The 21,220-nt window shown below is 65.3% G+C and carries 21 protein-coding genes and 1 tRNA gene; 10 read left to right on the plus strand and 12 right to left on the minus strand.

Annotated elements, in window-relative coordinates; all coding sequences use genetic code 11:
• Nucleotides 1-62: 62 nt before the first annotated feature.
• Complete coding sequence (locus ACRVY7_RS20620; RefSeq protein WP_431818456.1) at nucleotides 63-1,184, minus strand: acyltransferase family protein; 1,122 nt, start codon at nucleotides 1,182-1,184, stop codon at nucleotides 63-65.
• Between the two features lie 70 nt (nucleotides 1,185-1,254).
• Here ACRVY7_RS20620 and ACRVY7_RS20625 point away from each other — a divergent pair, with 70 nt between their 5' ends.
• Complete coding sequence (locus ACRVY7_RS20625; protein ID WP_431818457.1) at nucleotides 1,255-2,358, plus strand: magnesium transporter CorA family protein; 1,104 nt, start codon at nucleotides 1,255-1,257, stop codon at nucleotides 2,356-2,358.
• A gap of 99 nt (nucleotides 2,359-2,457) precedes the next feature.
• Complete coding sequence (locus ACRVY7_RS20630) at nucleotides 2,458-3,057, plus strand: hypothetical protein (RefSeq protein ID WP_431818458.1); 600 nt, start codon at nucleotides 2,458-2,460, stop codon at nucleotides 3,055-3,057.
• Between the two features lie 326 nt (nucleotides 3,058-3,383).
• Here ACRVY7_RS20630 and ACRVY7_RS20635 read toward each other — a convergent pair whose 3' ends face one another.
• Entirely contained in the window at nucleotides 3,384-3,848 is a 465-nt protein-coding gene (locus tag ACRVY7_RS20635) for an Rv2732c family membrane protein (protein WP_049700163.1), read from the minus strand.
• 110 nt (nucleotides 3,849-3,958) lie between these two features.
• On the opposite strand from ACRVY7_RS20635, the gene ACRVY7_RS20640 reads away from it, so the two are divergent.
• Together ACRVY7_RS20640 and ACRVY7_RS20645 are read left to right on the plus strand one after the other, a co-directional pair.
• Nucleotides 3,959-4,318 carry an ArsR/SmtB family transcription factor gene (locus ACRVY7_RS20640; protein ID WP_197494539.1) on the plus strand — a complete coding sequence of 120 codons (360 nt, stop codon included), beginning with the start codon at nucleotides 3,959-3,961 and terminating at the stop codon, nucleotides 4,316-4,318.
• Nucleotides 4,319-4,322: 4 nt separating this feature from the next.
• Nucleotides 4,323-4,808 carry an SRPBCC family protein gene (locus ACRVY7_RS20645; protein ID WP_049700164.1) on the plus strand — a complete coding sequence of 162 codons (486 nt, stop codon included), beginning with the start codon at nucleotides 4,323-4,325 and terminating at the stop codon, nucleotides 4,806-4,808.
• Nucleotides 4,809-4,816: 8 nt separating this feature from the next.
• On the opposite strand, the gene ACRVY7_RS20650 is transcribed toward ACRVY7_RS20645, so the two are convergent.
• The 5 genes from ACRVY7_RS20650 to ACRVY7_RS20670 all read right to left on the minus strand — a co-directional run bounded on the left by ACRVY7_RS20650 (nucleotide 4,817) and on the right by ACRVY7_RS20670 (nucleotide 8,227).
• Entirely contained in the window at nucleotides 4,817-5,173 is a 357-nt protein-coding gene (locus tag ACRVY7_RS20650; RefSeq protein ID WP_431818459.1) for a hypothetical protein, read from the minus strand.
• Nucleotides 5,174-5,302: 129 nt separating this feature from the next.
• Nucleotides 5,303-5,387: transfer RNA gene (locus tag ACRVY7_RS20655), tRNA-Ser, on the minus strand.
• A 72-nt stretch (nucleotides 5,388-5,459) separates the two neighbouring features.
• Nucleotides 5,460-6,434: an NAD(P)H-quinone oxidoreductase gene (locus tag ACRVY7_RS20660; RefSeq protein WP_431818460.1), complete on the minus strand. Its 975-nt coding sequence runs from the start codon at nucleotides 6,432-6,434 to the stop codon at nucleotides 5,460-5,462.
• A 43-nt stretch (nucleotides 6,435-6,477) separates the two neighbouring features.
• Nucleotides 6,478-6,948: a MarR family winged helix-turn-helix transcriptional regulator gene (locus ACRVY7_RS20665; RefSeq protein WP_049700166.1), complete on the minus strand. Its 471-nt coding sequence runs from the start codon at nucleotides 6,946-6,948 to the stop codon at nucleotides 6,478-6,480.
• A gap of 82 nt (nucleotides 6,949-7,030) precedes the next feature.
• The gene (locus ACRVY7_RS20670) at nucleotides 7,031-8,227 is read right to left on the minus strand and encodes a cysteine desulfurase-like protein (RefSeq protein WP_431818461.1); all 1,197 of its coding nucleotides are present in this window, start codon (nucleotides 8,225-8,227) and stop codon (nucleotides 7,031-7,033) included.
• A gap of 138 nt (nucleotides 8,228-8,365) precedes the next feature.
• On the opposite strand from ACRVY7_RS20670, the gene ACRVY7_RS20675 reads away from it, so the two are divergent.
• The 5 genes from ACRVY7_RS20675 (at nucleotide 8,366) to ACRVY7_RS20695 (ending at nucleotide 12,750) form a co-directional block, all read left to right on the plus strand.
• Entirely contained in the window at nucleotides 8,366-8,923 is a 558-nt protein-coding gene (locus ACRVY7_RS20675; protein ID WP_049700168.1) for a bacterial proteasome activator family protein, read from the plus strand.
• A 76-nt stretch (nucleotides 8,924-8,999) separates the two neighbouring features.
• The gene (gene wzm, locus ACRVY7_RS20680; protein ID WP_431818462.1) at nucleotides 9,000-9,869 is read left to right on the plus strand and encodes a galactan export ABC transporter permease subunit Wzm/RfbD; all 870 of its coding nucleotides are present in this window, start codon (nucleotides 9,000-9,002) and stop codon (nucleotides 9,867-9,869) included.
• Nucleotides 9,870-9,872: 3 nt separating this feature from the next.
• Nucleotides 9,873-10,712: a galactan export ABC transporter ATP-binding subunit Wzt/RfbE gene (gene wzt / locus ACRVY7_RS20685; RefSeq protein WP_049700170.1), complete on the plus strand. Its 840-nt coding sequence runs from the start codon at nucleotides 9,873-9,875 to the stop codon at nucleotides 10,710-10,712.
• On the plus strand, nucleotides 10,709-11,656 hold the full coding sequence (gene glfT1, locus ACRVY7_RS20690; protein ID WP_431818463.1) for a galactofuranosyltransferase GlfT1: 948 nt from the start codon (nucleotides 10,709-10,711) through the stop codon (nucleotides 11,654-11,656). Before wzt ends, glfT1 begins: the two co-directional genes overlap by 4 nt.
• 215 nt (nucleotides 11,657-11,871) lie before the next feature.
• A complete protein-coding gene (locus ACRVY7_RS20695) occupies nucleotides 11,872-12,750 on the plus strand; it encodes a TIGR03619 family F420-dependent LLM class oxidoreductase (RefSeq protein WP_431818464.1) in 879 nt (292 codons plus the stop codon).
• Between the two features lie 106 nt (nucleotides 12,751-12,856).
• Here the strand turns inward: ACRVY7_RS20695 and ACRVY7_RS20700 are convergent, their stop codons facing one another.
• From ACRVY7_RS20700 to ACRVY7_RS20720, 5 genes are all read right to left on the minus strand, one after another.
• Nucleotides 12,857-14,413, minus strand: coding sequence for a glycosyltransferase family 39 protein (locus ACRVY7_RS20700; RefSeq protein ID WP_431818465.1), 1,557 nt, complete (start codon nucleotides 14,411-14,413; stop codon nucleotides 12,857-12,859).
• Nucleotides 14,400-16,304, minus strand: coding sequence for a glycosyltransferase (locus ACRVY7_RS20705; protein WP_431818466.1), 1,905 nt, complete (start codon nucleotides 16,302-16,304; stop codon nucleotides 14,400-14,402). The genes ACRVY7_RS20700 and ACRVY7_RS20705 overlap by 14 nt, the downstream gene beginning before the upstream one ends.
• A gap of 248 nt (nucleotides 16,305-16,552) precedes the next feature.
• The gene (locus ACRVY7_RS20710) at nucleotides 16,553-17,980 is read right to left on the minus strand and encodes a phytoene desaturase family protein (RefSeq protein WP_431818467.1); all 1,428 of its coding nucleotides are present in this window, start codon (nucleotides 17,978-17,980) and stop codon (nucleotides 16,553-16,555) included.
• 2 nt (nucleotides 17,981-17,982) lie between these two features.
• Nucleotides 17,983-18,489, minus strand: coding sequence for a GtrA family protein (locus tag ACRVY7_RS20715; RefSeq protein WP_431818468.1), 507 nt, complete (start codon nucleotides 18,487-18,489; stop codon nucleotides 17,983-17,985).
• Between the two features lie 35 nt (nucleotides 18,490-18,524).
• Nucleotides 18,525-19,355, minus strand: a complete 831-nt coding sequence (locus tag ACRVY7_RS20720; protein WP_431818469.1) for an aldo/keto reductase — start codon at nucleotides 19,353-19,355, stop codon at nucleotides 18,525-18,527.
• A 167-nt stretch (nucleotides 19,356-19,522) separates the two neighbouring features.
• Here ACRVY7_RS20720 and ACRVY7_RS20725 point away from each other — a divergent pair, with 167 nt between their 5' ends.
• Complete coding sequence (locus ACRVY7_RS20725; protein WP_431818470.1) at nucleotides 19,523-21,184, plus strand: phytoene desaturase family protein; 1,662 nt, start codon at nucleotides 19,523-19,525, stop codon at nucleotides 21,182-21,184.
• Nucleotides 21,185-21,220 lie beyond the last annotated feature (36 nt).

Genomic DNA, 21,220 nt, shown 5'->3' on the forward strand with positions numbered 1-21,220 from the left:
CTTTGATTCGGGACCGTCTTGCGGGCGAGAGTAGTCACTTCACCCCGCCGCGTTCCCAGATTCTACCTGCGCAATTCGGGTGCCCGAGGCGTCGGCGCACGCCACAGCGGACGGGTCGCGCGGTGCAGCGCCCACGCGACGGGGATGCTGATCGCGGTTGTCACCACGAACGCCACGACGACGTTGCCGCTGAACACGCGATAGTTCAGCAGGTCCATGACCACTTCGAGTACCAGTACGTGCACGAGGAAGAACTCGTAGGAGATCTCGCCGAGCCACACGACGGGACGGCTGCCGCACAGCCGAGCCCACGGCGACGACTGGTCGGTGGCGGTGAGCGGACCAACCATTCCGACGGCGATGACGAGGTAGAGCAGATGCTTGACAATCGTCGCCGACGCCGTGCTCGGCGTGATCGTCGGCTCTCCTGCCAGCGGCAGACCCGACACGAGGAACGCGACACCCGCGGCCGCAAGCCAGAACCAGGTGTTCCACTTGGCGACGAGCGGCGCACAGACCGCCAAGATCATGCCGGCGACAAACCATCCGAGAAAAGCAGGCGCCCAGAGTCGGGCTGTCGGATCGGCGTCGGGATTGCCGTCGACGAGCACCGACCACACCGGACTGACCAGCCCGATCACGAGCAGGCCGCCGATGAGCAGATCCGGTCGCCAGCGGCGGCGGCACACGACGACGATCAGCAGCCAGGCGATCAGCGGCAGGAGCAGGTAGAACACGACTTCTGCTGCGAGACTCCACATCTGGGTCAGGCCTGCATGCAGGTGGCCGATGCCGTAGACCTGCGTCAGGGTCATGTTTCGCCAGAAACCCGACCAGCCAACGCCTGTCACCGCGGCCTCGCCACCCGGCGAATACCAGCCGTAGACGAGGTAGACCGCGATCACCGTGATCCAGTACGCGGGCAGGATTCGCCGTGCACGATGCCAGAAGTAGCGCCGAGTCGACGGTGGGGCCGAGCCCTTCTGCAGCGGCCGAATCCACTCCGAGAACAGCAGAAACCCCGAGAGTACGAAGAAGATGGCGACGCCGACCTCGAACCGAGAGAACAGGCGTCCGACGTAGTCGTCGGTGTAGTTGCCGGTCCAGAAGGCCGCATGTGTCAGGCAGACCGCGGCCGCAGCCAGCGCACGCACTCCGGTGAGAGACGGGATGCGGTGGGCCATGGGCCGATCCTGCCAGGTCGAGCGAGCGCGGCAGCGTCGAGGACCTCTCGTCGCGTGGCAGGATGACGTCATGGGAGACGAGCGCATCCAGGGCCAGATCTGGCGCGATGGCAAGAAGGTCGACGGATTCTCCCTCGAATCGGTCTCCGACCTCATCGGCGAGTCCGACACCGTCGTGTGGGCCGACCTGCAGTGCCCGACCCATGAGACGCTCTCTTCGCTCGCAGACGAACTCGGGTTGAACAAGTTCGCCATCGAGGACACGATCTCGGCTGCCGAGCGCGTCAAGACCGTCACCTACAGCGACCACACCTTCATCATGGTGTACGGCATCGAGATGAAAACGTCTGCGACACAAGATGTTCGACGCTCCGACAGCGATTCCGACGACGACGCTGACGACGACTCCGACGACCCGCCACCCCCGAGGTCGGGGGTGGCCGCCAACAACGGGCAGAATCAGCGCGCCAAATCCTTTACATTGCACCGCATCTCGATCTTCATCAAGGACAACGCCGTCATCACGGTGCGTATGCATCCGGGCGACGGGATCAAGACCGTGGTGGAACGCTGCGAGGACACGAACGCCGCGTCGCTCGGGGTCGGCGGGTTGCTCTACGTGGTGCTCGACGTCGTTGTCGACGGCCACTTCGACGCGGTCCAGGTACTCGACGACCAGATCGAGGAGCTCGAGGACTACCTGTTCGACGAGTCGGTCCCCAACGTCAGCCTGCAACGTCGGACATACGACCTGCGCAAGGATCTCGTGGTGCTGCGGCGGGTGGTGCTCCCGATGCGCGAGGTGGTCGGCACCATCCAGCGACACCGCTACCAGGATCGCGGAGAGCACGCGGCCGAGCTCGACCCCAACTACTCCGATCTCTACGACCACGTGCTGCGCGCCGCCGAGTGGACCGAGTCACTGCGCGACATGCTCAGCAGCGTCTTCGAGACGAACCTCTCGCTGATGGACGCGCGGCTCAACACCGTGATGAAAAAGTTGACCGCATGGGCCGCGATCATCGCTGTCCCGACCCTCATCACCGGCTACTACGGACAGAATGTGCTGTTCCCCGGATACAGCACGTCGTGGGGTGTCTGGGTCAGTGCGATCCTGATCGTCGGGTCTGTCATCGTGCTCTACATCAACTTCCGCAAGCGGGATTGGCTGTAGTCACGCGGGGTGTCGGTGTGCGACACGCTCGAATTGGAATCTGAAACCTCTTGTCCCGTATTGTTTTCGAACGTGCTCTCCAGAACTGCCGAAGCTGTCGTGACCGAAAACACTGCCACCCCGTGTGAGTGGTGCTCCTCCACCGATGACGTCGCGGACTTCCGTGACGAAGTGCGCTGCGGCAAGTGCCGCGAGCTCGAGGTGACGATCACCGAGGCGCGCAAGTTCTTGGGTTTCTACGGTCTGCGCCCGCTCGGCGGCTCCGTGGAATGCGACGACGAGGAGGAGCGCGAGCACCGTGTCGGCGCTCGCGATGCGTACACCGAGTTGAACCGGATCCGCACGAGCACCCCCGCTCCTCGACCCAAGCGATCCGCGTCGCGAACGTCTGCGGCCGCGGTGAAGTCGAGCGCTGCGAAGTCGGGCGCCGTGAAGAGCGTGGGCGACAAGGCGAGCACGGCAACCACGAGCCCGACACGACGCAACGACGTCTCGCGGCCCGACCGCGCGGAGCTTCTCAGCCGCGCCGAGGGTCTGCTGAACGAACTCACCGACATCGACGGGCGCCTGGCCGCCGCCGAGCAGGAATCGGGACTCTCGGCCAAGGCCCGCATCGCCGACCTGACCTCGCGTCGCGAATATGTACTACGCACCCTCGCCGCGCTCGAAAAGGCTCAGCGCGCCATGGCCCCGTCCTGACGGCCGCCGGTACGTACACAACTCGTACCTGAGCGGACCGCCGAGGAGATGATTGTGATGGCGCCGCGCTCACGACCGAGTTGTGTACGCGCCTCGCCGACCGAGCGCCCTCTTCGCCAATCGAGCGCGCTCTCGCTGATCGAGCGGCCTCTTCGCCGATCGAGCACGCCCTCGCTGATCGAGCGCCCCTCGCTGATCGAGCTTGTCGAGATCACCCGCCGACCGAGCCCACCCCCTTATCGAGCGCCCCTTCGCTGATCGAGCGCCCCTTCGCCGATCGAGCCCATCCCGCTGATCGAGCTTGACGAGATCACCCGCGGCCACACCTACGAGGCGTGGCCTCCGTTGTGCCCCGCCGGCGGGCGCACGCACTGCACCCAGTTGACCACGAGCGCGATGTGGCACAGCGCGGCCACCAACAGCCCAAGCGAAGTCTGTTGGCGCGCAGTCTGATCCGCCCAGTAGCCCAGAATCGAGATCGGCACCGCGACGGCGCTGACCGCTGCTGCGATCCAGCAGGGTGCGAAACGTCGAACAATCACCGCGACCATGGACAGCACCACTGCGGCGGCGCCGAAGATGACGGCGAGTTCCGAGAGCGGCGTCGACGTTCCGGTCAGCGCAGTCACGACGCTCATGCCCGCGAGTACCACGACGGCCACCCAGATGGCGGCGACCGCACGCCCGCGGAGCGGGACCTCTGCCATGACCCTGCGTTCGATTCCACGAAGGGAGTCCGCGAGCCGAGGGTCCAGTTCGTCGCGGTCTACACCTCTCCCGTCGTCGCGCATCCCACCAGTGTCCTCCGCTAGCGCTCGGGGCGCAGGACCCGGGGTGCGCAATACAGGCCAATTTCACGAAAGGGTAGACACGTACAACCAATCAGTTGTACGTTTGCATCGTGAGCACAACGGCAGAGGACCAGGCAGACGCACTGTTCCACGCACTTGCCGATCGAACCCGCCGCGACATCATGCGGCGCGTGCTCGCGCAGGAGCAGTCGGTGTCGACACTCGCCGCCGACTACGACATGAGCTTCGCCGCGGTACAGAAACACGTCGCCGTGCTCGAACGCTCCGGACTGCTGACAAAACGTCGCCGAGGGCGTGAACAACTTGCCTCCGGCGACGTCGAGGCCGTGCGCGCCGTGTCGGACCTACTCGACGAGCTCGAGCAGGTCTGGCGCGGCCGGATCGACCGAATCGACGCACTACTTGCTGTCGACGACACTCCGTCGACAGCTGCCGACAAAGAGGAGTAAGACAATGCCCGTCATCGACGTCACCAAGAATCTCGACGACCGATCCCTCACCATCACAGCCGAGTTCGCAGCTCCGGTTGAACGCGTCTGGCAGATCTACGCCGATCCGCGTCAGCTCGAGAAGGTCTGGGGCCCACCGGAATACCCCGCAACGTTCGTCGACCACAACCTGGCGCCGGGCGGGCGTGTCACGTACTACATGACCGGACCCGACGGCGAAAAGTACGCGGGCTACTGGCTCGTCGACTCCGTCGACAAGCCGTCGAACTTCAGCTTCCGCGACGGCTTCGCCGACGAAAACTTCACGCCGATCGATTCACTTCCGTTGTCGCACAGCACATACTCGTTCGCCGACAACGACGGCCGAACCATCGCCACCTACGTGAGTACGTACGAAACGGTTGAGGGACTGCAGAAGGTCCTCGACATGGGCATGGCCGAGGGCGCGACGCAGTCACTCAACCAGATCGATCAGTTCCTGGCTGGTTGACCGCGCGCTCAGCGCTTACGCGTCAGAACGAACTTGGCGATGACCTTGTTGCCCTGATACTGCGAGCCCGCATATCCGTTGCGCGTCTTGTACATCTTGAGTCCGTTGCCCTGGCCCATGTTGACGTACTCGTACTTGCCGACGGTTGTGATGGGGTAGCCACGGAAGCTGGGGGTGACCCCTAGCCGGTGATTGCGAACCGTCATGTCCGAACACCACGGCAGCGGAACGTGGAAACCCTGGAACTCGGTGTTGCAGTATCGGTAGTTGCCAGGCGAGACGTCGGCGTGCGCCGCTCCGCCACCCACGAGAACTCCTGCGGCAGCGGCGCCGCCGATCATTACACTTGCTATCAGCTTCTTCACAGGCCGGAATTGTGCCATACGGTCTCAGCGATCACGCGGACCCGTCGTTCGCCGAAATGAGGTTCAGTTGCGTGGGACGCAGGGGTACAAAAATGCCCCTCTGGATCCCACGCAACTCGGCCTCTTCTGCGGAAGCGGAGGGATTTGAACCCCCGGTGGTTTTACCCACGCTCGCTTTCAAGGCGAGTGCATTCGGCCGCTCTGCCACGCTTCCCTGCCGAAAAGGGTACGTGACCCGCAGCGCGAGACCACCATCAGCCCACTCCCCCGTCAGCCCGTTCCCTCATCAGCCAACGCGCAGCAGCACCTTGCCGATCGCGTCGCCGCTGTTGAGTCGCTCGTGGGCGGCTTGGGCGTCGGCGAGCTCGAAGACCGAGTCGGTCACCGGCACCACAGAGCCGGCCTCGATCAACGGCCAGGTTCGCGTGTAGGTCTTCTCGACGATCGACGCCTTGCCGTCGGCCCCGGTCACCGGCCTCGAGCGCAGCGCGGTGCCGTACACCGAGAGCCGCTTGGAAATCATTGCGCCGATGGGTAACTCACCCTTGACGCCGCCCTGCATGCCGATGATGACCAGGCGTCCTCCCGTGGCGAGAGCCTTGACGTTGCGCGGCAGATAGGCCGCGCCGATGATGTCGAGGATCACGTTGGCGCCACCGTGCCCGGAGATCACCTCGACGAAGTCCTCCGACGAGTAGTCGATGAGGATCTCGGCCCCGTACTCCGCCGAGCGCGCCAACTTCTCCTTCGTTCGCGCCGTCACCGCGACCCTCGCTCCCAGCGCGCGACACAACTGCGTCGCGTGGGTGCCGATCCCGCTGGAGCCTCCGTGAATGAGCACCAGCTCGTCAAGCTGCAGGTGCGCCGTGAGCAGCAGGTTCGAGACAACAGTGCACGCAACCTCGGGCAGCCCCGCTGCCTCGATCAGGTCCACATTCGACGGCTTCGGCAGCACCTGCACGGCCGGAACCACCACCAGCTCGGCGTACCCGCCGCCCGCGAGCAGGGCGCACACCTCGTCGCCGACGGACCACTCCGTCACCTCTGGACCGAGTTCGACGATCCGGCCCGACACTTCGAGACCGAGAATGTCCGACGCCCCGGGCGGCGGTGGATACAGGCCCTGCTTCTGGAGTAGGTCGGCGCGGTTCACGCCGGCTGCCGCGACCTCGATGAGCACCTCGCCGGGTCCCGGCGTCGGATCGGGTACTTCGGCGACAGACAATGTGGCGGTATCGGACTCGACGGTGATTGCACGCATGCCATCGATGCTGCCCGAAAGTGGCGTCGAACGGGCGTACCCGTCAGGACCAGGAGCCCCGGACCTTCCGCATGGCGAGGCAGATGGTGGTGAAGCCTTCCTCGCCCAGGACGTCGAAGACGTACTCGCGGATCACGCCGTTGCGCACCCGCGAGATCCGGGCCAGTGTGCTGCGGCCGGTGTCGGTGATGCGGACGAGTCGGTGTCTGCCGTCGAGGTCCGAACGCACGCGGACGACGTCGCCGGTGTCGATCAGTCTGCCGATCTGACGGGACATGGTGCTGACGCCCATGTGCACGGTCGCCGCGAGTTCACTGATGCCGAACTGCTCACGCGTCGCGAGGACTTCGAGGATGCGCAGGTCGGTTGTAGTCCAGCCGTTTGCGCCGAACGTGCTGTTGACCTGAGCCATCAACGCCCATCCGCCATCCACGAACGAGTTCCAGAGCGCGACCTGATCGGCGGTCAGCTCCGGTGTATCAGGCGCGGGAGGGCGGGGTTCGGGGTCGTTCACATTGGTCAACTTAGTATGCGTTGTAGCTAAATGCGAAACCGTGTGGATCGGTCGACCCACACGCAATACGCTGCGACGTTGCCTAACCGAGCGACCCGAGAGTTCTGACCAGATGGTCAACTTCGTACGGCGTCGAATAGGGTCCGAGACCGACGGTCACCGCGCCGCCGAAGTCGCTTGCACCCATGCGTGTCAGCGCTCGGCACGGAAGGTCGGCGAGCGCGCAGATCCCGTTGTCGGAGAGGCGCCGAACCACCTTGTCCGCCGAGACCTGATCGACGGTGAAGCTGAGCGTCGGGACGCGGTTACCTGGCGTCCCGACCACCGAGACCTGACTGAGCTGCTCCAGAGTCGTCGTGAGGTAGACCATCAGCCGGTCGAGATACTCGTTGACCGCGTCGAGGGAGGCGACAAGTCGTCGACGCCGCTTGCCGATCGCGTCGGCGTCGAGCGAGGCGAGATGTTCGATCGATGCGACCAGCCCGGTCAGCAGTCCGCCCTGTAGCGGTTCGAGTTCGAGACGTGCGGGGCCGACCGCACGCGGGTCGACCGACATCGGGACGAGCCGATCAATGACCTTGGGATCCCGGAACACCATTGCCGCGACCCGCGGACCGCCCCACCGCTCGGCGGACACCACGAGCACATCCGCACCGAGTTCGGCGATGTCGAGCGGCATGTAGGGAGCAGCATTCGTCGCGTCGACGACGAGCATTGCGCCACGTGCGTGTGCGAAGCGGGCGATCGCGGGGATATCGGTGATGGCACCGAGAGTCGACGACGCCAAGGTGACGGCGACGACTGCCGTGCGCGCACCGACGAGATTCTTGTACTGCCACGCGGGCAACTCACCCGTCTCGATGTCGAGTTCGGCCCACCGCACAGAACCGCCATAGCGTCCGACGACCCGCAGCCACGGCACGATGTTCGGCTCGTCGTCGGCATGACTCACGACGACGTCGCCGCCGAGCCAGGTGTTGGGGGCGATCGACTCCGCCAGGGTCCACACGAGCGCCGATCGGGAGGGTCCCAGGACGACGCCAGCAGCCTGTGCGCCGACGAGATCGGCGACCGCTCGACGTGCGCCGTCAATGGCTTCGGTGGTGCGGACCGCACCCGGATAGACCCCGCCCGGCGCCGCGCCGAGCTGCCGGAATCCCGACGAGACCGCGCTGGCAACAGAGTCGGGGATGAGCATCCCGGCCTGTGCGTCGAAATGAATCCAGCCGTCGCCGAGCGAGGGGAACAGTCCTCGCACGGCGGCGACGTCGAGACTCATGCCAGCCACGATAGACGGCCCGCACTCGACGAACGGACGGGTTGTCGCCGAACGCCGCGCGGCGACGGCGTCCCCTGGCGTCGGGAGCAATACCGACTACTGCTGACGGGTGTCGGTGGCTTTCGGCACAATGGGGACATGGCTAGCGAAGGCACATCGTCCGGAGCGTTTGATCCCCGCGGTTTCGGTTCTCCGGCAACCGCCGACGAGAACATCGTGGTTGTCGGCCCCGACGATCACGAGACCGGGAAGGACGCCGAATCCAAAGACAGTGTGGCCGACATGGTCGAGCAGCCTGCCAAGGTCATGCGGATAGGCACCATGATCAAGCAGTTGCTCGAAGAAGTGCGCGCAGCTCCGCTCGACGAGGCGTCGCGCAACCGGCTCCGCGAGATCCACCAGACGTCGATCAGCGAACTCGAAGACGGCCTTGCCCCTGAGCTACGTGAAGAGCTCGAACGCCTCGCACTCCCCTTCTCCGACGACTCGACCCCGTCCGACGCCGAACTGCGTATCGCGCAGGCACAGCTCGTCGGTTGGCTCGAAGGACTCTTCCACGGGATCCAGACAGCGCTGTTCGCTCAGCAGATGGCAGCGCGTGCGCAGCTCGAGCAGATGCGACAGGGCGCTCTGCCTCCCGGAATCGTGGGCCCAGGTGGTCCCGGCGGCGGTCCGAGCACCGGTCAGTACCTCTGAGCATCGGACCGCGGACTCCTCGCTCGACACCGCCCGTTCCGGATCGTCGAACCGCTCGCTTGTATGCTGAATCCCCGTGTCAGCGGTAGTCAACGAGCGGGAAGTTCCGCCACCACCCACGACGTCGGATTCGAGGTCGTTTCGGCGGGCGTTCAAGGACCTCTCGGACGGACTCCGCGCGCGAGAGCTCTGGGCGCTTCTCGGATGGCAGGACATCAAACAGCGGTATCGGCGTTCGGTGCTCGGACCGTTGTGGATCACGATCGCGACCGGCATCACGGCCGTGGCGATGGGCCTGCTGTATTCGCAGCTGTTCGACGAGGACATCACCACGTTCCTGCCGTACGTGACGCTCGGCTTCATCTTCTGGGGATTCATCGAGGGATCGATCCTCGACGGCTCGGAGGTGTTCGCCAAGAACGAGGGGCTGATCAAGCAGATCCCGTCGCCGCTGTCGGTGCATGTCTACCGACTCGCATGGCGGCAGCTCATCATCTTCGCGCACAACATCGTCATCTACCTGGTGCTGCTGGCGATCTTCTGGAAGCACATCCACCTGAGCTGGACCGTCGTGCTGATCATCCCGGCGATGGTCCTGTTCGTCATCAACAGCGTGTGGGTCGCAATGGTCTTCGGCATCCTGACCACCCGATTCCGCGACATCGGACAGCTACTCAGCACCGCCGTGCGCCTGGTGTTCTTCATGACGCCGATCATCTGGAGCGCGTCGTCGCTGCACAAGGTCACCGGAGAGGGCTCGTCGCGGGCACGGATCGTCGAGATCAACCCGATGTTCCACTATCTCGAGATCACGCGCGGTCCGCTGCTCGGCGAATCGGTCGCCTTCTATCACTGGGCGATCGTCATCGGCTGCACCGTCGCGGGATGCCTTCTCGCCCTGTTCATCATGCGCAATTACCGCGCCCGAGTTCCGTATTGGGTGTGAGTCGTGACCAGCTCCAGAGAACCTGAGATCAAGAACGACGCCGTCCGCGTCGACACCTGGGACGCCTGCGTCGACTTCCCCATCTTCGACGCCAAGACGCGGTCGCTGAAGAAGTCAGTGCTCGGTGCCGCGGGCGGCGTGATCGGCGCCAATGCGTCGAACGTCGTGGTTGTCGAAGCACTCAAGAACATCAACCTGCACCTCGAACACGGCGACCGCGTGGGGCTCGTCGGTCACAACGGTGCCGGTAAGTCGACGCTGCTGCGCTTGCTGTCGGGCATCTACGAACCGACGCGCGGCTCGTGTCGGGTGAAGGGTCGCGTGGCCCCGGTCTTCGACCTCGGCGTCGGCATGGACCCGGAGATCTCCGGCTACGAGAACATCCTCATCCGCGGCATGTTCCTGGGCGTGAGCCGTAAGGAGATGCTGCGCAAGACCGACGAGATTGCGGAGTTCTCCGAGCTCGGTGACTACCTCAACATGCCGCTGCGCACCTACTCGACCGGTATGCGCGTGCGCCTCGCCCTGGGTGTGGTGACCAGCATCGATCCCGAGATCCTGATCCTCGACGAGGGCATCGGCGCCGTCGACGCGGAGTTCATGAAGAAGGCTCGCACACGGCTGCAGTCGCTGGTCGAGCGCTCGGGAATCCTGGTTTTCGCCAGTCACTCCAACGAGTTCTTGGCGCAACTGTGCGACCGCGCGCTCTGGATCGACCACGGCGAGATCCGGATGGACGGCGGGATCGAGGAGGTGGTCGGCGCCTACGAGGGTCCGACCGCCGCTGCGCACGTGCGCGAAGTGCTCGACGAGATGCATCGGACCGACGGCAAACCCGCATGAGCGACTCCACGGGCTCGACGTCGCATGTCATTGCCTCGCGTGTCATTGCCGTTGTGGTGACCCATCGTCGAGCGGAGTTGCTCGCCGAGTCGCTCGCCGTGGTCTCCGCACAGTCCCGACCTGTCGACCACCTCGTCGTCGTCGATAACGGCAACGAACAACAGGTCGCCGATCTCGTTGCCGCGCAACCCATTCCGACGACATACGTGGGTTCGCAGCGCAACCTCGGGGGCGCGGGCGGGTTTGCGCTCGGCATGTTGACCGCGCTGTCACTCGGCGCCGACTGGGTGTGGTGCGCCGACGATGACGGACGCCCCGAGGGCAGCGAAGTGTTGTCGACGCTGCTCGACTGCGCCGCACGTCATCGGCTCGACGAGGTCTCACCCGTCGTCGTCAACATCGACGACCCCGACACCCTCGCCTTCCCGTTGCGCCGTGGAGTGGCGTGGCGGCGCAAGCGGTCGGAGTTGTTCGAGGGCGACGGCGAGCCCGACGGCGACGACGACCTGCTTCCAGGTATCGCGTCGCTGTTCAACGGTGCACTGTTCTCGGCGCATGCTCTCGACGTCGTCGGCGTCCCCGACCTCCGGCTGTTCTTCCGCGGCGACGAGGTCGAGGTGCACCGCCGCCTAGTTCGCTCCGGTTTACGCTTCGGCACGTGCCTGACCACGGCATATCTGCACCCGTACGGCTCCGACGAGTTCCGCCCGATCCTCGGCGGCCGCATGCACACGCAGTATCCCGACAACTCGGTGAAGCGCTTCTTCACCTACCGCAACCGCGGCTTCCTCATGAATCAGCCCGGCATGCGCAAGCTGCTCCCGCAGGAGTACGCACGATTCGGCTGGTACTTCCTGGTGCAGCAGCGCGACGTCGCGGGCTTCCGCGAGTGGTTCCGGCTGCAGCAGCTCGGCCGCCGCGAGCGGTTCGTGCGGCCCGACTGACGTCGACTGGGCGCTTCGTCGTGCCGAGTGGGCGCTCTAGCCTGCCGACAGTGCGCTTCGTCGTGCCGAGTGGGTGCTCCGTCGCGTCGAGTGGGCACTTCGTCGCGTCGACTGGGCGCTTCGTCGCGTCGACTGGGCGCAAAATGCAGACCGCCCGCGCCAGAACTAGAACGTGTTCTACTCTGTGATCAGACACCGATCCACAGGGGAGACACATGCGGTTCACCTTCGCCGAGGCGATGACAGATCCCAGCTTCTACGCACCACTCGCCCAGGCGGCCGAGCAGGCCGGGTACGCGGGGTTCACGATTCCCGACTCGCTCGCGTACCCAGAGGAGTCCGACGCCACCTATCCGTACACGCCGGACGGCAATCGTGAGTTCCTCGACGGCAAGGCGTTCATCGAGACGTTCATCGAGGCTGCGGCCCTCGGTGCCGTCACGTCGACGATCCGCTTCACGCCGTTCGTTCTCAAACTCCCCGTGCGGCCGCCCGCATTGGTGGCCAAGCAGGCGAGTTCTGTTGCGTACCTGACAAACAACCGCCTCGCACTCGGCGTCGGCACCAGTCCGTGGCCGGAGGACTACGAGTTCATGGGCGTCGACTTCGCGCGACGTGGCAAGCGCATGGACGAATGCATGGACATCTTCCGTGGCCTGACGTCGGGTGAATACTTCGAATTCCATGGCGAGTTCTACGACATCCCACGCATCAAGATGACCCCCGCACCTACAGAGCCGATCCCACTCCTCGTCGGAGGTCACGCCGACGCCGCGCTTCGTCGAGCCGTCATCCGAGGCGACGGATGGATGCACGGCGGCGGACCCGCGGAAGAACTCGACGCCCTGCTCGACAAGATCACCGACATCCGCAAGGCGGAGGGAAAACTCAACGACCCCTTCGAGATCCACGTCATCTCACTCGACGCCTACACGGTCGACGGATGTAAGAGGTTGGAGGACAAGGGAATCACCGATGTGATCGTCGGCTTCCGCCTTCCGTACGTGATGGGCGACGACACCGAGCCGCTCGCGACCAAGATCGACCATCTGAACGCCTACGCCGAGAACGTGATCGCGAAGGTGAACGGCTGAGGCCCACTCAGCACGCTGGAGCGCCCAGTCGGCACGACGCGACGCACGGTCGACGGGATGAGGCGCCCAGTCGGCACGATGCGACGCCCAGTCGACACGCTCGACGTCAGCGGCGCATCTCGACGACCTGTGAGTTGTTGAACGGCACCTGGCGCACGACGTGCAATCCGGCGGCCGAAAGTTGTTGGTAGAGCGGCGTCGAGGCGAAGTGGCTGGGTGAGAACAGCCAGTAGGCGGTGGCGCCGGGGTAGACGACGTAGCCATGGTCACGGTCCTTGTCGGTGATCACCCACATCACCTGGCACTGTTCGGCAAACGGTCGATAGGCGGTGACGGGTTTGTCGCCGTCCCACAGCGAGTCGGCCCGAATCGCATCTATCGAGGGGCCGACGTCGCGGAGTCCTGCGAAGTCGTCGGGCTTGGCGCGCAAGACGACTCGCTGCGAGACCGGACTCCACGTCGGCGCGGTGGAGAAGGCGACGCAGTCGCCGGGGTGTGCGTTGGCGCCGATGAAGTCTGCAGCCTCGGAGAAGTCGGTGCCGCCGAGTCGGCCGTACGCGCTGCGGTCGGCGAGGTACGACGGCGTCGCGGCCGCGGCCAGCACCACGACGAGAAGCGCTGCCACCCACACACGGTCACGTCCGATCTGGCGCACCGCCCACGCCAGGATCAGCGCCAGTCCACCTGCTGTGAAGATCAGATAGCGGGGTGTATAGACAGCGTCGACCAACCACGAGAAGACGAACACGAGTGCCGCGGGCACGAAGACCCACAGCAGTCCGATGACCAGGATCGACCATCGACCGCCGGCACCGAGTACCGCAGCAGCGGCGAGTCCTACCGCGACTACGAGAGCGCCGACAATGAGGAAAATGGTTGCGCCGTCGAAGAACTCGAATCGGGCATAGTTGCCGAGCGTCCGTGGCGACATCTGCTCGACCCACGAAATCTGCCCGCGCTGCGAGACCACGACGCGCGCAAACGGCGAAACGACTGCGCACACGAGAATCCCGGAGATCACGAAAGCGCCTACCGTCCAGCGTAATCGGGACCTATCTCGACCTCGAGCCCGCACCAGCACGATCAGTAGGTGCGCGGAGAGCAGTGCGATGGTGAAGAAGAACCACACCACGCCGACGACACAGATCGCGACGTATGCCGCCCACCACCCCCAGCGTCGACGCCGAGAGGCACCGTCGTCGACGTCGAGCGCGATCAGCAGGACAAGCGTCATGGCGATGGCTAGAGCGATTGTGCCGGCATAGGATCGGGCCTCAGAGCCCGCCCAGGTCGTGCGCGGCAGGCACAGGAGCACGAGGCCGGCGATGACACCGAAACGCGTATCCCACAGTCGCGCACCGAGAACGACGAGCAGACCCGCGGCGATGCCGATCGCCAGTGCGGAGGGAAACCTCAGCGAGAACTCCGACAGCCCGAACACCTTGGTCCACACATGCATGCACAGGTAGTAGAGCGCGTGGACGGCGTCGGTCAGAGCGAGCAGATCCCACATCGCCGACAGTGGACGGTGCACCGCAGACACCGTCGCGGCCTCGTCGTACCAGAGCGACGGACGCCAGGAACCGAACGCGCACAACACCACTCCAAAGATCCCGACCACCACTGCGGGTCGGGCGGAGCGGAGTCGTTCAGTCGCCGTCAAACAATCTCGTCCAGTTCTCGCGACTCGTCAGTTCGGGCATGGCTCCTCGCCACTGCTCGGCGACGTCGAGTCCGTCACGACGCAGTTCGAGGCACAACTGTGCGAGTTCTCGTCCGAGCCGGACCGCGATCTGCTTGTCGCGCCGCCTGACTCGTACACCCGTCTGCGACGAATCGGTGACGATGGCCGACGAGAAGAGCCCGACGTGCCACCACCGTCCGTCGTCGGCAGAAATGGAGACGGGTGCTGGCGATACCCGGCCGAGCCATTGCTGCACAGCACGTTTGACCAGCACGCGAGTCTCTTTGTCTTCGTCCGGCAGCGGTCCGCGGCGTGAGATCCTCGTGTTGGGATCGGCGTCGACGAACACGTCGGCGCTGTCGCGGATGACCGTGTCCGGATACTGCGCACGCAGTTCCTTCAACTCGGACAGCTTCGACATTCCGCCGTCGTCGAGGATCGACGGTCCGCGCAGGAAATCACGAACGGCCAGAAGGAAAGTCGCGGCGAGCCCGTAGCGCATGGAGACTATGTGCGCGCCGACCTCCTTGGCGATGACGGTCGCGAGGTGCTTCGGGTCGTACGGTCCGTGGATCGCCGCGACGATGAGCGCGTTACGCCAACTGAAGTAGCGCGACCAGTCGTCGTAGTCCTTGAGGTGGAAGTCGGCGTGCCAGACGCCCGCGTTGGGCAGCGTGGCGGTCGGAAAACCGTTGCGGCGCGCGCGAATACCGAACTCGATGTCATCCCACTGGAAGAACAGCGGCAGTGAGAGTCCAGCCGCATAGACCGCCTCGACCGGGAGCAGGCACGACCACCAACCGTTCCATCCGGCGTCGGTGCGCGCGTCCTGTTGCTTCTCGAGCGCGTTGAGTCCCTGCTTGCCGTACGCACCGGGACGTCCGGCCTTGAGCTCGTCGAGCGCTTCCCACTCGCCGGTCATGTGCACCCGGTAGGTCTCCGACGCCAGCAACATCTGCGAACCGACGAGCATCGGTCGCGCCGTGCTGTTGGCAAAGGAGGTCAGCCGGAGGATGGACTCGGGTTCGCACGTGATGTCGTCGTCCATCACGACGATGTCGGTGTCGTGGCTGCCGCCCTTGGTGACCTCGTGGATACCGCGGTTGAATCCTCCCGCGCCGCCGAGGTTGGGCTGAGTGATGTAGTGCAGACGGTCGCCGAGTACCGCGGTGACCTCGCTGAACCGCGCCTGGTCGGCGACGCGGTCGGTGCCCTGGTCGACGACGTACACGGCGGCGACGCGCTCGAGCACGACGGGATCGGATGCGAGCGCCAACACGGTCGCCACCGCGTCGGCCGGACGGTTGTGCGTGCACATGACGACAGACACGGGCCGGTCACGGACCCGAGAGTCCACGCTCCACTCGACGCCGGAGATGCTTGCTGGCCCGTCGATGGCGGTCAACTCGAACCAGATGGCTCCACCGTCGATGAATCGCTTGACGTCGAGGTCGAAGCTCACATGGCCCTGTCCCGATACCTCCGCGGTCTGCACCGGACGTTCGCGACCGCTGATGTCGGAGGCACGGATGTCGATCCGCAGCGTCGTGCCGGGTGCGCAGTCGTGGTCGAATTCGAGGCGGACGGACCGCACGCGGGTGTAGCTCTGCCAAAAGGCTGCGGGAAAACGTCCGAAGTAGGTGTTCGCCGACAGTCGCGCCCCGGGTCCGAGATGAGCCCTGCGGCGATCGAGTCGCACCCTGGAGAGGTCGGTGTCGGCGTATATCCCCGGCTCGATCCGGGTATCCGGACCGGTGAACAGCGTGCGCTGGACGAGCAGGCGGCCCGAAGGAGAATTGGTCATCTCGCGCAAATCAGACGGGTCCGTGTGCGGGGTATCGGTCGTGGTCGGCTGTGCTGCTGTCGACATTGCATCCCATTCATCTCTTCGGGGGCTCTCGCGCCACACGTGTCGGCCCCGACGGCCACAGTAACCCAAGGCCTGTGAACACCCTGTCACTGACACCTGAACACCACTGCCGCACAAGTCGGCGCCGTCGCAACGCATTCGGTCGAATCGGGCTGACCATCGCGACCGAACTCGCGTATCAGTTCTGTCGGGCCCTCGGACACACGCGTTACATGTCGTTCGTGCGACCGACAGCTACCGTCACGTCCTCAGCGGAGCCCGGCCAGCGCGGCCTGGGCGGCACCGAAGCCGCACATTCCATGCGCTCCACCACCAGGTGGCGTCGCGGCCGAGCACAGGTACACGCCGTCGACTCCCGTCGAGTACGGCGACGGCGTGAGGCGTGGTCGGGCGACGAGGTGCACGAGGTCGTTGCGTCCACCGCCGATGTCGCCGCCGGGATAGTTCGGATTCGACCGCTCCAATTCGGCAGGCGTCGTCGCACGAACCGCGACGATCCTCTTGCGGAAGCCCGGAGCGAAGCGCTCGATCTGTGAGGTCATATACTCGGTCGCGTCACCCGAATATCCCTGCGGCACATGGGCATAGGCCCACAGCGGCTTGAGACTCCCCGACGCTCGACTCTCGTCGGCGACCCACTGCTGCCCGACGAGGGTGAACGGACGACGAGGCATCCGTCCCGCGACGACGTCGGCTTCGGCCTTCGCGATGTCCGACGCCTCGCCACCGACGTGCACGGTGCCCGCACGAGCGCAGTCACGCGCCGTCCAGCCGACCTCGTCGTCGATCACGTAGTCGACCTTGAACGCCGCCGAGCCACGCCGCCAGCGCCGATACGACCGAGCGACGCGTGCGGGCTGGCGCGCACCGAGGATGTCGGCGGCTGAGCCCGGCATAACGTCGAGGATCACGATGTCGGCGGGGATCTGCGCAAGGTCGGAGACGGTGTGTCCGGTCTCGATCGTGCCGCCGAGCGAGCGCAGCAGTCCGGCGAGCGCGGTCGTGATCGCCGACGACCCGCCGACCGCCACCGGCCAGCCGCCGTGGTGACCCGCTGCGGTCAGCATGAGTCCGGCAGCAGAGCTTCCCGGAAGGTCGAGGCGGGTGAAACCGTGCGCGGCCATGCCGGTGAACAGTGCGCCCGCGTGCGGACCGAGGAAGCGGGCAAGGGCCGTCGCAGGCATCAGCGCGGGCAACCCGAAACGCGCCAGCAGCAGTGGGTGCTGCGGCAATGCCAGCATCGGCGAGAGCACGTCGTCGGCGATCTCGGGAAAGTGCGTCGAGACCGTGCCGAGCAGCCCGATCCATCGGTCACCCGCCCCTGGGAACCCCGCGTCGGCGAAACCGGCGGCGGTGCGCTCGATGTCGCGGAACAGAAGTGCAGCGCTGCCGTCGTCGCGCGGGTGCGCGCAGTCGATGTCGGGCCAGGACCAGCGCAGTCCGTGCTCGGCGAGGGGCAGGGTGCGCAGATAGGGCGACGACGACCCCAGCGGATGGAACGCAGAGCAATGGTCGACGATGATCTCTGGAAACTCGTCGTCGAACGGACCCGACCGCGTGCCGCCGCCGATCGTGTCTGCACCCTCGAGGACCGTGACGTCGAGCCCCGCCTGCGCGAGTCGGACCGCTGCCGACAACCCGTTCGGGCCCGCGCCGACGACAACCGCGGTCGGCACGACTACGTGACTCGGAAGATGACGGTGCGCTGCACCACGAAGTTGATGACCGTCGCCGTACCCTGTGCGATCACATACGCGATGAGGCTGTTGAGGAACGTGTGCTCCCAGACCTGCGCCAGCCAGGTGTAGATGCCGACGTTGACGAAGAACGTGCAGCAGTAGAGCAGTGCGACCGCGATGAACCGAGCCGCACTCGGCGATGCGCGGAATGTCCAGCGACGGTTGATGATGTACGCACAGGTGGTGCCGCAGATGAAGCCGACGGCCTTCGACACCACGGGCGGCAACCCGAAACCGAACTGCAGGATCGTGGTCAGCCCGAAGTCGAGGATGCCGGAGATCACGCCGCTGATGACGAACCGAAGTATCTGGGTCTTCAGCGAAACGTCGGTCGAGGCCTCCGCATCGTCGACGGGTAGTTCGATCGGCGTCGGCGCGTGGCGCGTCTTGAAGTCTTCGTGCCGCGACTTGTGGTCGTGCCCGTCGTCGGAGGTTGCGTCTTGCACCCTGCCACCCTAGACGGTGCCCGGCTAGCGCTGTTTCAGAACTCCTCTTCGACGTCCGAGTCGCGGGCCGCCTTCTCGCCACGGTCGAGCGTTGCCAGTTCTGCCAGGTCGGCGGCGTCGAAGGAGAAGTCGAAGAGGTCGGCGTTCTCGAGTTGCCGACCGCGATGCGACGACTTGGGTACCACCGAGATGCCCTGCTGCACCGACCAGCGCAGCGCGATCTGCGTCGGCGACTTGCCGTACTTGCGTGCGAGTCTGATGATCACGGCGTCGCCGAGCATGCCTTCCTTACGACCGGTCGGATGCCACGCCTGCGCGACGATTCCACGCTCGGACATGAACTCGCGCAACTCATCTCGTGCGAGTGCAGGTGAGCACTGGATCTGGTTGACCTGCGGCCAGACGCCCGTTTCGTCGTAGAGCATCTGCAGTTGATGCGCCTTGAAGTTCGACACACCTGGCACGGTGATGAACCCCTCGTCCGCGAGGGTCAGCAGCGCCTTCCAGGAGTCGACGGTTCGACCGAGGCTCGGGCATGGCCAATGAATCAGGTAGATGTCGATATGCGCGACGCCGAGCCGTCGAGCGCTCTCCTTGGCCGCGTTGATCGCCTCGTCGAATCCCTGGTCGCCACCGCCGAGTTTCGTCTGCACAGCAACCTCGTCGCGCGCGACGCCCGATTCACGCAACCCCATCCCGACGCTGAGTTCGTTGGAGTACCTCGACGCGGTGTCGAGCATGCGATATCCGGACCGGAGTGCGTCGGACACGGCGTCGACGCAGGGCATGCCGAGCATGTCGTAGGTTCCGAGGCCGACGAGAGGTAACCGGAATCCAGACGAGAGTTCGACCGAGGGGATGTCCACGCTCACAAGGATATGGTCGCGACGACCGATCGTGCCCGGTGAACAACCCCCGTCGTTGACGCATCGTGACCATGACGTATCCGAAGTGCCCGACCCGACACCGCGTAGCGACCGGTCGGGTACCTCGACCCTCGACAACATGTCACGACGGTGGTCATGCTCGATGCATGGAACGCTTCGACGACATCATCATCGGTGCGGGTCACAACGGACTGACGGCTGCCGCGTACCTCGCGCGTGCGGGACGTCGAGTTCTGGTGCTCGAGCGTGCAGACCACGTAGGCGGTGCCACCGTCTCCGCGACGCCGTTTCCCGGTGTGCCCGCACATCTTTCGCGCTACTCGTACCTGGTGTCGCTGCTGCCGCGCGAGATCATCACCGACCTGGACCTGGACATTTCGCTGATTCGACGCCGCTACTCGTCGTACACGCCGCTGCCCACCGACCCCACTCGCGGCCTGCTCGTCGACAATGCGGACGAGTCTGCGACCGCCGAATCGTTTCGACGCATCACCGGCGACGACACGGAGTTCGCGTCGTGGCAATGGTTTTACGGCCGCATGGGTGAAATCGCACGTCGCGTCTTCCCGACGCTGATCGAACCGCTGCGCAGCCGCGACGAGCTGCGAGACCTGGTAGCAGGCGCGACGGGTGCTGCCGGCCTCGACACCTCACTCGCCGAGATCTGGGAGATGCTCACCGAACGTCCACTCGGCGAACTCATCGAGCGCTACTTTGCCGACGACGTGGTGCGCGGCGTCGTCGCCACCGACGCGCTGATCGGCACCTTTGCCGACCTCCACGACGCCCGACTGCGCCAGAACATCTGCTTCCTCTACCACCTGATCGGCGGCGGCACCGGCGACTGGGACGTCCCGGTCGGCGGCATGGGTGCGGTATCGGGCGCGCTCTACGAAGCCGCCGTCTCCGCGGGCGCACGCATCGTGACCGGCGCGCGGATCACGGGCATCGACCCGACCGACGGCACGGTCGAGTACGTCCACTCCGCGGCTGGCCCCCAACCGCTGGTCGAGCCGGCCGCGAGCGCAGCGAGCAGCCCATCCCCGCTGGTCGAGCCGGCCGCGAGCGTAGCGAGCAGCCGAGTCGAGACCACCCTTCGCGCCTCGATGCTCTACGTCGGGTGTGCGCCGCAGTCGATCAACGACTGCCTCGATGTTCCGCTCGACGTCGAATCCGACACCGCCGGAGCACAATTGAAGATCAATATGCTGCTCGATCGGCTGCCGGCGCTACGTGATGGATCAGTGCTCCCCGACGCGGCGTTCTCCGGGACGTTCCACATCAACGAGTCGTACGGCCAACTGCATGCGGCGTGGCAGCGGGCGAGCATCGACAAGGTCCCGAGCGTCCCGCCGTGTGAAATCTACTGTCACACACTGTCAGACAGATCAATCCTCGGACCAGAGCTCGCCGGATGCCACACTCTGACGCTCTTCGGACTCCAGATGCCTCCGGCGGTTTTCGACGCGCCGTCGGCAACCAGCAGGGCCGTCGAAGCCACTCTGAACTCGTTGAATTCTGTTCTCGCAGAACCCATTCAGTCTGTGATCTGCACCGACGCCCACGGCAATCCGTGTATCGAAGCCAAGACGCCGCAGGATCTCGAGGCAGCGCTGGGGCTGCCCGGCGGCAACATCTTCCACCGGAGCCTGCAGTGGCCGTGGGCACCAGACCGGGACGCCGTCGGGCAATGGGGCGTCGAGACGCGGCACCCCCGCATGTTGCTTGCCGGTGCGGCGGCGCGTCGAGGCGGTGGTGTCAGTGGCATACCCGGACACAACGCGGCGGCGTTGGTGCTCGAAGGCTGACAAGCTGCGTCGGGCGTATCTGCCGTCGCGGTAAGA

The sequence above is a fragment of the Gordonia jacobaea genome, from assembly GCF_965344965.1.
Taxonomy (GTDB): Bacteria; Actinomycetota; Actinomycetes; order Mycobacteriales; family Mycobacteriaceae; genus Gordonia; species Gordonia jacobaea.

What these genes read in the sequence shown, in the direction of transcription:
- ACRVY7_RS20620 (WP_431818456.1), bottom strand. Translation starts at nt 1,184, where the DNA reads ATGGCCCACCGCATCCCGTCTCTCACCGGAGTGCGTGCGCTGGCTGCG.
- ACRVY7_RS20625 (WP_431818457.1), top strand. Translation starts at nt 1,255, where the DNA reads ATGGGAGACGAGCGCATCCAGGGCCAGATCTGGCGCGATGGCAAGAAG.
- ACRVY7_RS20635 (WP_049700163.1), bottom strand. Translation starts at nt 3,848, where the DNA reads ATGCGCGACGACGGGAGAGGTGTAGACCGCGACGAACTGGACCCTCGG.
- ACRVY7_RS20645 (WP_049700164.1), top strand. Translation starts at nt 4,323, where the DNA reads ATGCCCGTCATCGACGTCACCAAGAATCTCGACGACCGATCCCTCACC.
- ACRVY7_RS20660 (WP_431818460.1), bottom strand. Translation starts at nt 6,434, where the DNA reads ATGCGTGCAATCACCGTCGAGTCCGATACCGCCACATTGTCTGTCGCC.
- ACRVY7_RS20670 (WP_431818461.1), bottom strand. Translation starts at nt 8,227, where the DNA reads ATGAGTCTCGACGTCGCCGCCGTGCGAGGACTGTTCCCCTCGCTCGGC.
- ACRVY7_RS20675 (WP_049700168.1), top strand. Translation starts at nt 8,366, where the DNA reads ATGGCTAGCGAAGGCACATCGTCCGGAGCGTTTGATCCCCGCGGTTTC.
- glfT1 (WP_431818463.1), top strand. Translation starts at nt 10,709, where the DNA reads ATGAGCGACTCCACGGGCTCGACGTCGCATGTCATTGCCTCGCGTGTC.
- ACRVY7_RS20695 (WP_431818464.1), top strand. Translation starts at nt 11,872, where the DNA reads ATGCGGTTCACCTTCGCCGAGGCGATGACAGATCCCAGCTTCTACGCA.
- ACRVY7_RS20705 (WP_431818466.1), bottom strand. Translation starts at nt 16,304, where the DNA reads ATGTCGACAGCAGCACAGCCGACCACGACCGATACCCCGCACACGGAC.
- ACRVY7_RS20725 (WP_431818470.1), top strand. Translation starts at nt 19,523, where the DNA reads ATGGAACGCTTCGACGACATCATCATCGGTGCGGGTCACAACGGACTG.